Raw genomic sequence first — 13660 nt, 5'->3', positions numbered from 1 at the left:
GCCAATTCTGAAGGTTTTATGATTGACTAAATACGTTCAAAAACCTTCTTCGTCTGTCTGAGTTATTGATTACGTTCCAGTCGCTTTTGGAGCTATCGATCCTGAATTGGCTCATAAGCCGAAATATCCGGCATATTATCCAGTAAACACTGAAAAGTACTTATGCTTAAGTTAGTGTCTATTTCCTGTTTACTATTGCTTGGTTCACTACTGGTTAATTTCCGACAAACCGATAGCTGGCTTGGAACATGGACGGGTGAACACCCCGAAGGAGTTACCTACACTATTCAGGTAGCCGATCAATACCGGGGCATGAATCTTTGTGAGCTTCATGCCGAGGGAATTCAAACATTCTACCGATTGGAGTGCTGGGCAACAGGCACCTCCAGTTTATTAAAGGTATATTACCGATCCACCAAAGAAGGGGCTTTTTATGCCAAAGATCGAGTGAAGATTAACGAACCCTTACTCATCCTGAAACGAGAGAAGGGCAAGGTTATTTGGCAATGGCAGCAAGTGTTCGATGGAAAGCTGGTAATGCGTAAGAAACAGTCTTCAAAAGACTAATTTTTCTCTTTTGAAGACTGTTTCGTGATGCTAACGCAAACCAAAATCCCGACTTGCGTTGGCATCACGAAAATTGCTCTTTTAAATCTTGATCGCCCATTCATTGAGCATCGGACGACCGAGTAACGCATTGGCTTCTGCATCGTTTTTAAACGTCTCCTTCTTCGGATTCCATTGCAGGGGCCGTTTTAACTGGTAAGCAATATTGCCAATAGTACAGACCGATGCCGTGCGATGACCTATTTCCACATCACAAATGGGCTTGCTGCGCTTCCGCATGGCGTCCAAGAAGTCTTTGTAATGATTGTCGCTATGATACACGTGTTTTTCGGTCTCGCCAATAACCTTCGTGGCCAGTGAGGTCGGTGTCGTTTCCAGTTTCCGGCGTTGCACCCGTAGTTCACCCTCTGTTCCAGTAAAGAGAATTGCATTGCTCCAATCCCATTTTTCATGGGTCATCACAATCCCATTATCGTAGTGATACGTCAGAAAAGGATGCTCTTTGCCGTCGGGAGCAATGACTTCGACCGGACCGCTGTTGTCCATATCCAGAGCCCATTGCACAATATCGAACATGTGCGCACCCCAGTCGGTTACCATGCCACCGCCAAACTCTTTGTAGTTGCGCCAGTTGGGAAATACGTCTTTGGAGGTTGGTGGTGCTAGTTCCGAATTAAAAGGCACCGGCGCATTAGGACCTAGCCATTTGCTCCAGTCCAATCCATCAGGAATCGGCTCTGCGGACAGATTGTAAGGGGTAGGAGGTGGACCAACGTTAACTTTAATGCTCTTGACCTCCCCGATATAACCATTCCGAACCAGTTCGGCCGTTTGCCGGAATTCAGGCCACGACCGCTGCATACTTCCAGTCTGAAACACACGGTTGTATTTGCGGGCGGCATTTACCATGGCCCGTCCTTCTTTCACGGTGAGTGCCAGTGGTTTTTCACAGTAAATATCTTTACCGGCCTCGGCGGCACGAACGGCCATAGCCGCGTGCCAATGATCGGGCGCGGCAATCACAACAGCGTCAACATCTTTGCGGGCCAGGAGTTCCCGGAAATCAGTATGAACGGGAATATCGGAATAAGCGCCGAGTTGTGTATTTTTTTCGTAATGCGCTTTTATTCGATCAAGAGTCAATTGAGCTTTGGCTTTATATACCTCGCTAATGGCCACGATCCGGGCTTCGTTCGTACTGAGAAATGACGATGTCAGGCCTCGTCCCTGCTTGCCTGTGCCGATAAAACCTAGTGAAATGACGTCGCTGGGCGCTATGTATTTTGAGCCGTCGGGTCGTTTCCCGCCCAGAACAAAACGGGGGACAATCATGAAACCAGCCACTGCCGTAGCTGTTTTTGCGATGAAATCCCGCCGATTAATTGACTGTTCCTCTTGCATTTTTAAGCTGAATTAAGGGTTGCTGACAGACTATTGAGTTCACTATCAGAGTGTGTTTTCCTGAGTCTCCACGTTATAGAAGGAGAAAGTCAAGTTTATATACATTCCTAATGGGTTTTCCCGCTAAAAATAATTGAACCTGCCAGCTAGATTGGTGATTGTGGGGTAGTCGGGACATATTCGCTGAGCATATTACAGACTCGATGGAACCCACCGTTTATGTGACGCTAAAAGGAAAGCATGGGAAAAGTAATAGTACTGGTATTTCGCACATAGGCCAGAGCCGTGCCACAGCTCAAAACTGTGGCACGGCTCTGGCCTATGTGCGAAATACCTAATTTAAATAGCAGGTAAAAAAACCATGTTAACTATCGGATTACACGAATAATGGAAGGCATATTCTGGAAAGACCACTATGATTACAACAGTTTGTCTGGGGTTATGGGCAATTCACGGACGCGTTTGCCGGTGGCATTAAAAACGGCGTTGGCAACGGCAGCCGCCACGCCAACAATACCGACTTCTCCAATTCCTTTTACCCCTAACTTATTGGCGAGGGTATCTTCTTCCCGGATAAAAATGGCCTCCATGCTGCCAATATCCAGATTGGATGGAACGTGATAATCCGCAAAGGAGCGGGTAACAAAGTTTCCCCAGCGCGGGTCGATCACTGATTCTTCTGTCAGCGCCATGCCAATACCCCAGACGTTACCACCGATGATTTGCGAACGGGCAGTTTTTGGGTTCAGAATTTTGCCTGCTCCCGTTACGGCCAGGAAACGGGAAACCCGAACCATACCGGTAGACATATTCACCCGGACCTCGGCAAAATTCGCATTGAAGCTATGGGAAGAGTAAGCTTCCGCGCCTTCCATCGCTTTGGAATCCACTCGGGTCTGATAAGCACTAATATTTTCCGAAATCATTAACTGGGTAGCACTTGGCCGGACAAAATACTGCTTTCCCGATTTTGCCACCAGTTCATCCATTAGTTTTTGGCAGGCATCATTGACCGAATTGGCGTAACTGGTTGCACCGACCGACCCCACCGAACCGGCAGCCGGAGGCAGATCCGAATCGCCAATTTTAACGCTTATTTTGGACAGGGGCATGCCTAGTGCATCGGCTGCTGTTTGGGCCAGAATGGTGTAGGTGCCCGTTCCAAGATCCGCAGCCGCGAGTTCAATGGTCGCCCGAACGTCGCTGCCTTCCCGCTTCAGCTTCACCAGGGCCGAACTTGGGCGTTGATGGGCCGGATAGGTGCCACAGGCAACGCCATAGCCGATCAGGTAATTGCCCTGCTGATTCTGGCGGGGCTCTGGCTTACGCTTTTCCCAGCCGAACGCTTTGGCACCTTCCTGTAAACACTGAACCGTCTTCCGCGAAGACCAGGGTTTGCCATTGGACGGATCACGCGTAGGCTCGTTCTTTATCCGAAATTCAATGGGGTCCATCTTTAGCTTGTAGGCCAGCTCGTCCATGGCCGATTCGAGGGCAAAGCTACCCGTCGATTTCCCTGGGCCACGGGTATAGGTTGGCAGGATCATGTGCATCGGCACAACCCGGTAGCTAATCAGTGCGTTAGGTACATCGTACATGATCTTCGAGCAATCGCCACAAGGTTCTACAAATTCAGTTTGAATCGCCGAATGGGTCGTAATTTCATGGGCCAATGCGATCAGTTTCCCGTCTTTAGTAGCCGCCAGACTAACTTTCTGAAAATTTCGTTGCCGAAGCCCGACCGAATTGACCATTTGCTGGCGGGTCAGTGCCAGTTTTACGGGGCGGTTCACCGCTTTAGCCGCCACAGCTGCCAGTACCAGATTGGCCCACTGACCGCCTTTGGAGCCAAAACCACCGCCGATATAGGGGGAGACGATCCTGACGTTTTCCGGCTTAAGATTAAGTGTTGCTGCCGCTGCGTTTTGCGCCCCGTTTACGATTTGAGAGCTATTATAAAGTGTCACGTGGTCTCCATTCCATTCGGCAATGGTGGCATGGGGTTCCAGTGGGTGATGGTGCTCGATCGGCGTTGCATACACTTCTTCAATCGTGTAGGCGGCTGTACTAAGTGCTGCTTTCGCGTCACCCCGCTTTTCTTCAGCAGGGTCTTTTGGGGGTACTGCCTGGTTCGCCAGCTTGCTAAAATCAACCTTAGCCGTTGCCTTTTCATAGTCTACCTTGATCAGACGGGAGGCATATCGAGCCTGTTCAAACGTTTCGGCAACGACCAGACCTATGTGCAGGCCGTTAAATTCGATTACGGGACTTTGCAGCAATGCACCCCCGCGGAGGCCCCCTTTTACATTGAGTTTAGGCGCATTTTTGTGGGTGATCACCGCCAGAACACCCGGTGATTTCTCAGCAGCGGAGGTGTCGATGTCTATGATCGTTCCTGCCGCAATCGTGCTTTTGAACAGAACCGCATAAGCGACATTCTTAACCGGGTGATCTGTGGAATAATCCGCTTTGCCAGTCACCTTCAAGATTCCGTCGATACGGCTGACAGGTGTTCCGGTTAGCTTATTTTTTTCTTGCATGGCATTAGGAGCGTATACACATCAGGACTTGTTCCCACTTCTGGCCAGTTGAAGCGCGAGCGCAATGCTCCGACTACCCAGTTCAACTTTGAATTTATTGTGTGCTAACGGCCTGGCATCCGACATTTCTGCTGCGGCCGCTGCCCTGAAATTCGCTTCGGTCGCTTCTTTTCCGGCGAGCAACTGTTCTGCTTTCAATGCCCGCCAGGGTTTGTGCGCCACACCGCCCATGGCCAGACTGGACCGAATTATTCGATTACCGTCCATTTCAAGAGCGGCAGCCACCGAGATCAGCGCAAACGCATACGATGCGCGGTCGCGAACTTTCAGGTAATAGGATTGTTCGGCAAACTTGTTTTTGGGCAGCTCAATGGACGTGATCAATTCGCCGTGATTCAGGTTCGTCTCTTTTTCCGGCGAATCACCCGGCAGCCGATGAAAATCGGCTAACGGAATTCTGCGCTCCTGACCGGCTCTATTGCTGACAACTACGACAGCATCCAGGGCGGCCAGCGCGACAGCCATATCGGATGGATAGACGGCGACGCATTTATCCGACCAGCCAAAGATTGCATGCATTCGGTTAATGCCTTCCAGCGCCCCACAGCCCGTTCCCGGCTCGCGTTTGTTGCAGGGCATGGCCACATCATAAAAATAAGGACAGCGGGTTCGTTGCATCAGGTTGCCGCCATTAGTCGCCATATTCCGAATCTGACCGGATGCACCAGCCAGAATAGCCTGGCTTAGAAGCGGATAGTTCTGGCGAATCAACGGATGATTGGCTGTGTCTGTATTCTTGCCAAGTCCGCCGATCGACATGCCGCCCTGATTTGCTCCGGTTGAAATGGTCCTGATCTGGGTGAGTGGCAGACGGGTAATATCGATCAGCTGATCGGGTCGTTCCACATCCTCCTTCATCAGGTCCAGCAGATTGGTGCCACCGGCCAGAAACTTTGCGCTGGGGTTAGCCGTCAATAGTTTTACGGCCGATGCGAAGTCTTTGGCGTTGGTATAGTTAAATGGTCTCATGAGGTGCTGGTTAGAATGGGTTAGCCGACAAACTGCCAGGTCTGTTCTACGGGTTTTCCGCTGTGTACTTCCTGAATGGCAGCTACAATGTTTGGATAAGCACCACAGCGGCACAGATTCCCCGACATCCGCTCCCGGATCTCCTCGTTCGACAACTGGACTGGTCCGGATTTTTGGCGGACATTGTCGGTTACATAACTTGCATCTCCATTTTTAGCTTCGTCCATCAGGGCCACTGCCGAACAGATCTGGCCGGGCGTACAGAAGCCACACTGGAACCCGTCGTGTTTAAGAAAAGCAGCCTGCATGGGATGCAGTTCATTGCCTTGCGCCAATCCTTCAATCGTTTTAACGCTTTTTCCTTCGCAGGTTGCCGCCAGAGTCAGACAGGACAGGACGCGCCGACCGTCCACCATTACGGTGCAGGCTCCACATTGTCCGTGATCACAGCCTTTTTTTGAACCTGTCAGTTCCAGCCTCTCGCGTAGGGTATCCAGTAGCGTCATTCTGGAATCGACCAGTAGTTTTCGGGCAGCACCATTGACCTTGAACGATACGGTAACCCCATTTTCTATGGTTGCCGGTGCGGGATTGTCGAACGGAAGGCTGAGCGATCGGGTTAAGACCTGCTCTGCCGCGGCTGATTGTGCCACCAGTATGCCCCCGCCTGCCAGTGTCAACAGTTTTAAAAAGTGGCGTCTGTTCACGCCAGTATCCAGAATTTCGTTAAGATCCTCTGGCATCAGATCTTCAAACAGCTTCTTTTCGTCCTCAGTCAGTTGAGGAGTTTCGTTGCCTTCCTGCATGCAGCTCTTGGGAAAGTCCCGTTTTTTGATTGACCAGATTTAGGGAGTTATTGGTATACGGCAGGATCAATAAAATAACCGTCCAGCGGAGAGATTGTTATGCGAATGTGTTTCTCAGGAATTAAAGCGACAAATGCTACTGTCGGTATGGTTTACTGGTCGATGATTAACGCCATCCTGTTGATGGGTTGCTACCCGAATTAATCCCGTTTTGCTAGTATTGGCGTGAGGGCAGGTTCTTGAAGTTGACTTCAGCAATTTCTCAACTAACATCCGGCATAGAACGACGATGTTTTAAAAAACCTAGCGGTGTCGGTTTCTTAAAAACTGACACCACATCGCAGAAGCATCTATCGCATCAACTGATTAATGGACTGATTCACGGATTTATAAGTAGTTTAATTTTGGTACAGTATACTCAGCTTATCGATCGTATTCTGAACCTGACTCTACATCATTTCAGGGGCCAATTTGAACCATTCTTCACCAGTATGGAGGAATAACGATTCAAACAAATCTATAAGCCATTCATCGACCCAGTCATACGCTTCAATAATAAATAGTTTATTGTCCTGCGGTTCTCAGTTCACTTTTGCGTACGATTGCTTCCTCACAGCCCGAAAACGGTCAATACCTTTAGAAACGATACACAGATGTTTGGATACATTTTTATTTTCATTACCTTCTTTTTCTACATAGGCTTGTCCATGCTTACCGCATCGAAACCTTCACTTTCTGGCGATAATGCAATGGGTTACGGCCTGGCCCTGTTCTTTCTGGGAATAGGCTTTTCCATATGCAGCCTGATTCTGACGATTATTATTAACTCAACCGGCGGATTTGATTGGGTTTTGGGCGGGGGCGGCAAACGCACTATTCTTGTACTCCTGGCCTGGCTGTTTATGGCCTTAACTACTTTCTTTTGCGCGCTTTTCAAATGGGAATGGCACAATGACACCGTGTATCCCCAGTTTTTGCATTGGATCTCTGTGCGGCATGGTCAGATCTTTATACCTTTGTTTTGGCTGGTTGTATGTTTTTTCTCGCTGAATTCAGGATGGCAATCTGCCGTTTCACCTACTGTGTTTAAAATTTCATTTTGGGTTGGATGGGGCATAGGCGCACTGTTTAGCGGAGGGTTATTGCTCGGTTATTTACGCGATTCTGCAAAGCTTGCCAGGATCGAAATGGCCAGCCGAATCGAGCAGGAAGACCGGTGGCACAAAGAGGGCTTAACGTTCATCGCGAGCCAGAAGCCCGAAGATCCGATCTTCAGCCTTTTGAACTATTCAACTCGTTATCAGCCCGAAGATACCCGAAATGCAGCCCTTGCGAAAATCAAAGCACATCCGGCCTGGGAAGCTGAACTACTGGCGCTGTTGAGCGATAAACGATCCTATCGGGAAGTGTATTATTTCCTGGATAGCAATCGGGTGGATCACCCGGAACTGTTTGTCAAACCGCTGAACCAGAGTATTTTGTGGCTATCAGCTTCTATAAAGGCCGACATTAAAGACAGCAACAATCTACAACACTGGAGCTTTGATTCGTATGGAATAGAGCGGCTACTGACTGCTATTGACGATCAGTTTCAGAATCAGGGTGTCGATTTTTATCCAAACGTACTTGGCCTGAAACAAGCCCTGGACACCACGCCCCCCGAACGGTTCAAGGATGTCCGCTTTACGGTAACGGGCGTAGTGAATGATTGGCTAAGAAAACACAAAAAATAACCTGCGGAAAATTCTTATTGTTCGCCCGGCCAAAGCGATCACAATACAGCAGATTCCGTACTGGTCGCATCCGTATCGAGCGTCAATTTACCGGCGCTGTCCTGATCAATAAACAGCATAGCGTTGGAATGCCGTCGTAATATAGTCGAAGGATACTGTTCTGAAATGGCATCGACCAGTGTATGATGAATGGCTTCTGCTTTATGAGCAGCTGGCACCATACAAAATAAGGCAGGGGCTTTAAACAGCGCCGGAATGGTTAGGGTCAGGGCGTATTCCGGCACGTCGTCAAGCGCAGGGAAACAACCATCGTGGACTTGTTGCCAGCGGCTTGTCAGGTCCAGTCCTACTTTTTTGATGAGCACAGGGTCTTCAAAATCAGCAACATGTGGGTCATTGAAGGCAATATGACAGTTTTCGCCAATACCCAGGCAGACAATGTCAGTAGGGTAGTCAGTCAGCAACGCAGCGTATCGTTTGCACTCTTCGTCGGGGTCGTTGTTGCCATCGATATAATAAATAGCCCGCAAGTGTACTTTATCGAATAGCTGATTTTTAAGGTAATTCCCAAACCGTTGCGGTGCGTTGTCGGGCAGGCCAATGTACTCGTCCATGTGGAATGCATTGATACGTTCCCACGCGATATTGGGCTGCTTTGCCAGAGCCTCCAGAAATTCATTTTGCGAAGGCGCTGCTGCAAATACAATATTGATAACCGGTTGCTCCTGCAGCAATGCTATGATTCTGGCTGCGGCCAGGCTGGCCGCATTTTCGCCCAGGCTCCGGCGATTGTCAAACAGATTAACCTTGAGCTGGTCTACGTTGAATTCGTTCATCAAAACAATTATTAATAGTCAATATGTAGCCGGTCTGCATGGAATCGGTATTGGTAAGCCGATTGATCGCAGGCCGAAAGCTATTTCTCGTACACAATTTTCCCCTGAATCATTGTCAGGCCAATGGTGAAATTCTCATCAAAAAGAACAATATCGGCGTCTTTGCCTTTGGCGAGCGATCCCTTTTTATGATCGATGCCCATAATTCGGGCGGGTGTCGTGCTGGCCATGCGAACCGCTTCCGTTAACGATACATCGGCCAGTTTTACCATATTCCGGACGAGTTGACTGGTCGTTGCCACGCTGCCTGCAAACGACGTTCGGTCGGGGAGTTTGGCAACGCCATCTTCCACAATCACCTTTAAGCCATTTTTAAGCGAGCCTAAGGTGCTTTCGCCTTCGGGCATACCGGCTGCCCGCATCGCATCGGTAATCAGAGCGGTTCGGTCTGCGCCTTTAATTTTATAGACGAGCTTAAGCAAAGGGGGCGGCAGGTGAATGCCATCCCCAATGATTTCGACGTCGAGATCGAGCAAAAAAGCACTTTCGATCACACCCGCGTAGCGAAACGCATTCCGGCGCGTAACCCCCGACATCGCTGAATACAGATGGGTTACCAGCGAATAACCGTTTTCGCAGGCAATTACGACATCATCGTAGAGCGCATCCGTATGCGCTATTGCGGCAATAATGCCTTTCTGGCGCAGTCGTTGCCCAAAAGGAATAGCGCCATCCAATTCAGGAGCCGCACTCCAGCGAACGATAGAAGATGAGTGATTGAGAATCTGTTCGTATTCGTCCGGGTCGGGATTCCGGATGTAACGCGGGTCCTGAGCACCCCGCTGGCTGAGTGCAAAATATGGCCCCTCCAGGTGAATGCCCAGAAAGGTGGCTCCACGGGTATTGCTCCGGTTTGCCCGCTCGTAGACATCCAGCGTTTGTAATAAATCATCGCGCTCAGCCGTCAGCGTGGTCGGAACCAGCGCCGTTGTGCCGTATCGGGCGTGAAGTTCTGCGATTTTGAGGAAGGCTTCTTCGGTGCCGTCCATGAAATCAAAGCCACCTCCACCGTGTACATGAATGTCGATAAAACCGGGTGACACAAACTGGTTTTGTGCATCGATCTCGACCGCGTCGGGCACATCGACCGGCCCGTCATGGATACCCAGAATCTGACTTCCATCAATGACCACCGTTCCATTCCGGATCGTTCGATAGGGTGTCAAAATCGTGCCGTTGCTTATTTTTTGCCGCATCACAAGCTACTGTTCATCAACGACCACCGTTTCACCGTATGTCCATACACGGCATAAAAAACCAGATACAGGTAACAGGGAAAAAGCACCCAGTAAGCAAGCCGGACTGTGAACACATCCGCCAAATAACCGTAAATAAGAGGCATAATGGCATTCCCGCACAAGCCCATAATCAGAATGGAGGCACCAATTTTCGTGAAACGCCCCAGCCCATCCAGCGCCAGCGGCCAGAGTCCGGCCCAGACGAGCGAGTTTGCTAACCCTAATAGCACCACAAACCAGATGGAAATATCGGCGGTGTAGCCGAGAAACGAAACGGTTCCACTGGTGAAAATGATCAGCAGCGTGAAGGCAGTTCCAAGCAAGGTGCAGGTACGTAACGCATCAACCTGACTGACAAATCGCGGAATACAGATGATACCAATAATATAACCACAGATGGTACAGAACAGCGTATAGGATGGAAATGCCTTCGCTTTTAATAAATCGATTCCCATCGAGTTAGCATAGCCGATAATGGTGTCTATGGCGATCACCTGCGTACCTACGTGCAGGAAAATGGCCAGTGCGCCCAAAATCAGGTGCGGAAACTGGAGGATACTCGTTTTTCCCGCATTGGCTGTGGCAACATCGGCACTTTCGTGTTCGGTATTGATTTCGGGAAGTGGCGACCGATACACCAGATAACCCAGCGCAAACAGGAACGTACCCAACACGGCATAGGGTGGAATAACCCGACGGACCAGTTCGTCGAGGGCCGCCCCCCGCTGAATGGGGCTCATCGTACTTAACTGGGCAAATAGATCCGTATCGGTCGGGCGCAGGATTACGGCAGCGAACACAAGGGGCGACAGGATTCCGGCGGCTTTGTTGCAGATACCCATGATGCTGATCCGTTGGGCAGCCCGTTCTTTCGGACCCAGAATGGTAATGTATGGATTCGTTGCCGTTTGCAGAATGGCCAGGCCGATGCCGATGGTGAAAAGCCCCATCAGGAAAACGGCGTAGGTTCGGGTCATGGCGGCCGGAATAAAAATGAATGCGCCCAGAGCCATTGCCCAAAAACCGATCATCATTCCTTTCTTGAATCCAACGGCTTTTAACAGATAAGACGCCGGAACTGACATGATAAAATAGGCGATGTAAAACGCAAAAGCGACCAGATAGGCCTGAAAGCTGGTTAGTTCGCAGGCTATTTTGAAGTAGGGAATCAGGATGGAGTTAACCCAGGAAATGAAGCCGAAGATGAAAAACATCAGCCCAATCAGAAAAATTGAAATCGTGGTTTCCCGCTTGCTCAGGCTACTGACATCAATTGCTAGTGCACTCATTCGTGGCTGGTCGTTAATAAATTGCTGGGATTATTCGACAGGGATTCATTGCCAAAGGCGTTCTGAATGTAAATCAATAAGTGAATCACCAATACCTATTGGCCGGTAACTAAGCCGTTGGTTCCCACCCTTTTTCATAATCACGCTGCCAGAATGTTGCCGCAGCTTTGTTGTTTAAAATATGCCCATTCGACGGATCGATGTCCAACGCACTGCCTGAGCGTAGCGCAATGTTCCCCAATTGGCAGAGCAAGGTGCTCTGGTGACCACCTATGATGCCCGAAGCCAGTGGCGTTCCTTTCTGGATGGCTTCGACGAAGTTTTGAAGATGGGTGGCATCGAGCACCTGTGACGGATTCATTCGGTTGCGGGGATCGATGGGTAAATCATTTTTTACATCTTTGACCAGTTTGTTATCGAGGTCAAAGATTTTATAGGCATTTCCACCCCCGTATTGTAAGGAGCCCGTTTCACCATAAAACGTAACGCCTACGTCACTTCCTTCAACGGTTCGGCCATTGCAGCTTCTACCTTCCCAGGTCATGGCCGTATTGTTGTTGAAGGTCAGATTAATGACCTGCGTGTAAGGAGCTTCCCAGTCGTCTTTATACCGATACCGCCCACCCAGCGACGTAACTTTATTCGGGTATTCGACGTCGAGTCCCCAACGCATCAGATCGAGCATATGCGTGCCGTTATTGAGTGCTTCGCCCGTTCCCCAATGCCAGAACCAGTGCCAGTTGTAGTGAATAACGTTATTTTTATAGGAACGACGGGGAGCCGGTCCCTGCCATAAGTCATAATTCAGCCAGGAAGGCACGGCTTCTTCTTTACCAATACCAATCGTTGCCCGGTTGTTGGTATACCAGCCTTTGGCAAAATAAGGTCGGCCAATAGCTCCCCGTTTAATGTCATCGATCGCTTGCTTCACATTGGGCCATGATCGCCGTTGGTTCCCCATCTGAATCACGTTTTTGTACTTCGCTGCTACGGCGACCAGCAATTCACCCTCATGGGGGTTATGGCTGCATGGCTTTTCCAGGTATACATGTTTACCCGCTTTCGAAGCCAGAATAGCAGCGGGAGCGTGCCAATGGTCGGGAGCAGCAATCACCAGTGCATCCATGTCCCTGTCTTCGAGGGCCTTCCTGAAGTCGGGCTGATTTTTAGGCTTTGCTGTCTGAATGCCGGTTACGGTTGAAATGGCTTTTTCGGCCGCTCTGGCGTCAACATCACAGATCGTTGCCACTTCGCAGTTGGGTTGTAAGGCGAAATTGCTCGACAGGGCCAACCCACGGCTATTGACACCCATGACACCGACGCGTACTTTTTCATTGGCTCCCAGAATCCGACCGTAGCTTTGGGCACTGAATCCCGGTAAGATACCACCTACCGACAGGGCAGCTGTACCGATAAACGTCTTTTTGACAAAATCGCGCCGGGTGTTTGATGCTGGACAATTCTCAACGGTTTTCATGACAACGGGGTAGGAGGTACTGCTTTAAAATCCACTGGACAGGTAGTAAAAGGAACGGACCATCCTGTCATACTATTCCCACCCCAGGCTGTCTTAAAATCACAACCCGACGCGACTTGGCAATCAATCTATTTTTGACCTGTTTGGTACTGTAAAAACTCGATCCGGTTGCCAAAAGGGTCGCGAATGAAAAAACGTTGACGCCCATCGATCTCCGTTGAATACTCAAGAGCAACGTCTTTCTGCTTGAGTTCCTGCTGAGCGGTTTCCAGGTCAGTGACTTCAAAGGCGGGGTGCCGGGACGAATATTGACCCACTTCTTCTTCCCGCAAGTGCAACTCAATATCAGCAATTTGAAACCAGATTGCACCTTTCGGATGCTCACCGGGAATTTCGCGCAGTCCGAGCACCTGGCTATAAAACGTTCTCGCCTGGGCCGTTTTGCCCTCCGGAATCGAGATAAGGATATGGTCTAACCGTTTGAACTGAATCATGATTGACAGTTTGTGCAACAAATCACTGGTAACGTGCTTTTTTGCAAGATACTCGATTAATCAGTTCGTTCAGTAAAGGACATAAAGGCAGGATTAACTGGTATGGAGCGGATGTTACGAATTTCCCGGAATCGGAAAACGGTCTCATTTGGGTTATTTATTTTTCAATTCCCAAGTATATACCCAGACT

General features: G+C 49.6%; 12 protein-coding genes. 3 read left to right on the top strand and 9 right to left on the bottom strand.

All coding sequences use genetic code 11. The features are described 5' to 3' along the window. Positions 1–162: 162 nt before the first annotated feature. Positions 163–567 carry a DUF5991 domain-containing protein gene (locus GJR95_RS02640; RefSeq protein WP_162384407.1) on the top strand — a complete coding sequence of 135 codons (405 nt, stop codon included), beginning with the start codon at positions 163–165 and terminating at the stop codon, positions 565–567. Positions 568–648: 81 nt separating this feature from the next. Here GJR95_RS02640 and GJR95_RS02635 read toward each other — a convergent pair whose 3' ends face one another. Beyond that, positions 649–1968, bottom strand: coding sequence for a Gfo/Idh/MocA family protein (locus tag GJR95_RS02635; RefSeq protein WP_162384406.1), 1320 nt, complete (start codon positions 1966–1968; stop codon positions 649–651). Positions 1969–2171: 203 nt separating this feature from the next. Here GJR95_RS02635 and GJR95_RS42480 point away from each other — a divergent pair, with 203 nt between their 5' ends. Beyond that, positions 2172–2306, top strand: coding sequence for a hypothetical protein (locus tag GJR95_RS42480; protein ID WP_262889750.1), 135 nt, complete (start codon positions 2172–2174; stop codon positions 2304–2306). An 81-nt stretch (positions 2307–2387) separates the two neighbouring features. Here GJR95_RS42480 and GJR95_RS02630 read toward each other — a convergent pair whose 3' ends face one another. From GJR95_RS02630 to GJR95_RS02620, 3 genes are read right to left on the bottom strand one after another with little or no spacing between them, the layout of a single operon-like run. Further along, complete coding sequence (locus GJR95_RS02630) at positions 2388–4508, bottom strand: xanthine dehydrogenase family protein molybdopterin-binding subunit (protein ID WP_162384405.1); 2121 nt, start codon at positions 4506–4508, stop codon at positions 2388–2390. A 21-nt stretch (positions 4509–4529) separates the two neighbouring features. Further along, positions 4530–5537: an FAD binding domain-containing protein gene (locus GJR95_RS02625; RefSeq protein ID WP_162384404.1), complete on the bottom strand. Its 1008-nt coding sequence runs from the start codon at positions 5535–5537 to the stop codon at positions 4530–4532. A 20-nt stretch (positions 5538–5557) separates the two neighbouring features. Next, entirely contained in the window at positions 5558–6343 is a 786-nt protein-coding gene (locus GJR95_RS02620; protein WP_162384403.1) for a 2Fe-2S iron-sulfur cluster-binding protein, read from the bottom strand. A 653-nt stretch (positions 6344–6996) separates the two neighbouring features. On the opposite strand from GJR95_RS02620, the gene GJR95_RS02615 reads away from it, so the two are divergent. Further along, positions 6997–8076, top strand: a complete 1080-nt coding sequence (locus GJR95_RS02615) for a hypothetical protein (protein WP_162384402.1) — start codon at positions 6997–6999, stop codon at positions 8074–8076. A 38-nt stretch (positions 8077–8114) separates the two neighbouring features. On the opposite strand, the gene GJR95_RS02610 is transcribed toward GJR95_RS02615, so the two are convergent. The 5 genes from GJR95_RS02610 to GJR95_RS02590 form a co-directional block, all read right to left on the bottom strand. Continuing rightward, the gene (locus GJR95_RS02610; RefSeq protein WP_162384401.1) at positions 8115–8912 is read right to left on the bottom strand and encodes a glucosamine-6-phosphate deaminase; all 798 of its coding nucleotides are present in this window, start codon (positions 8910–8912) and stop codon (positions 8115–8117) included. A gap of 80 nt (positions 8913–8992) precedes the next feature. Further along, on the bottom strand, positions 8993–10168 hold the full coding sequence (gene nagA, locus GJR95_RS02605; RefSeq protein WP_162384400.1) for an N-acetylglucosamine-6-phosphate deacetylase: 1176 nt from the start codon (positions 10166–10168) through the stop codon (positions 8993–8995). Then, on the bottom strand, positions 10168–11499 hold the full coding sequence (locus GJR95_RS02600) for a sugar MFS transporter (protein WP_162384399.1): 1332 nt from the start codon (positions 11497–11499) through the stop codon (positions 10168–10170). The genes nagA and GJR95_RS02600 overlap by 1 nt, the downstream gene beginning before the upstream one ends. 109 nt (positions 11500–11608) lie before the next feature. Next, positions 11609–12976 (bottom strand): Gfo/Idh/MocA family protein, encoded by a 1368-nt coding sequence (locus GJR95_RS02595; protein ID WP_162384398.1) that lies wholly within the window; start codon positions 12974–12976, stop codon positions 11609–11611. Between the two features lie 128 nt (positions 12977–13104). Beyond that, positions 13105–13470 (bottom strand): VOC family protein, encoded by a 366-nt coding sequence (locus GJR95_RS02590; RefSeq protein WP_162384397.1) that lies wholly within the window; start codon positions 13468–13470, stop codon positions 13105–13107. Positions 13471–13660 lie beyond the last annotated feature (190 nt).

It is taken from the genome of Spirosoma endbachense, assembly GCF_010233585.1.
GTDB classification, from domain to species: Bacteria; Bacteroidota; Bacteroidia; order Cytophagales; family Spirosomataceae; genus Spirosoma; species Spirosoma endbachense.
The sequence above is the reverse complement of the archived record's forward strand: the minus strand, read 5'-3'. Positions and strand labels throughout refer to the sequence as shown.

What these genes read in the sequence shown, in the direction of transcription:
- GJR95_RS02640 (WP_162384407.1), top strand. Translation starts at nt 163, where the DNA reads ATGCTTAAGTTAGTGTCTATTTCCTGTTTACTATTGCTTGGTTCACTA.
- GJR95_RS02615 (WP_162384402.1), top strand. Translation starts at nt 6,997, where the DNA reads ATGTTTGGATACATTTTTATTTTCATTACCTTCTTTTTCTACATAGGC.
- GJR95_RS02595 (WP_162384398.1), bottom strand. Translation starts at nt 12,976, where the DNA reads ATGAAAACCGTTGAGAATTGTCCAGCATCAAACACCCGGCGCGATTTT.
- GJR95_RS02600 (WP_162384399.1), bottom strand. Translation starts at nt 11,499, where the DNA reads ATGAGTGCACTAGCAATTGATGTCAGTAGCCTGAGCAAGCGGGAAACC.
- GJR95_RS02625 (WP_162384404.1), bottom strand. Translation starts at nt 5,537, where the DNA reads ATGAGACCATTTAACTATACCAACGCCAAAGACTTCGCATCGGCCGTA.
- nagA (WP_162384400.1), bottom strand. Translation starts at nt 10,168, where the DNA reads ATGCGGCAAAAAATAAGCAACGGCACGATTTTGACACCCTATCGAACG.
- GJR95_RS02630 (WP_162384405.1), bottom strand. Translation starts at nt 4,508, where the DNA reads ATGCAAGAAAAAAATAAGCTAACCGGAACACCTGTCAGCCGTATCGAC.
- GJR95_RS42480 (WP_262889750.1), top strand. Translation starts at nt 2,172, where the DNA reads ATGGAACCCACCGTTTATGTGACGCTAAAAGGAAAGCATGGGAAAAGT.
- GJR95_RS02635 (WP_162384406.1), bottom strand. Translation starts at nt 1,968, where the DNA reads ATGCAAGAGGAACAGTCAATTAATCGGCGGGATTTCATCGCAAAAACA.
- GJR95_RS02610 (WP_162384401.1), bottom strand. Translation starts at nt 8,912, where the DNA reads ATGAACGAATTCAACGTAGACCAGCTCAAGGTTAATCTGTTTGACAAT.
- GJR95_RS02620 (WP_162384403.1), bottom strand. Translation starts at nt 6,343, where the DNA reads ATGCAGGAAGGCAACGAAACTCCTCAACTGACTGAGGACGAAAAGAAG.
- GJR95_RS02590 (WP_162384397.1), bottom strand. Translation starts at nt 13,470, where the DNA reads ATGATTCAGTTCAAACGGTTAGACCATATCCTTATCTCGATTCCGGAG.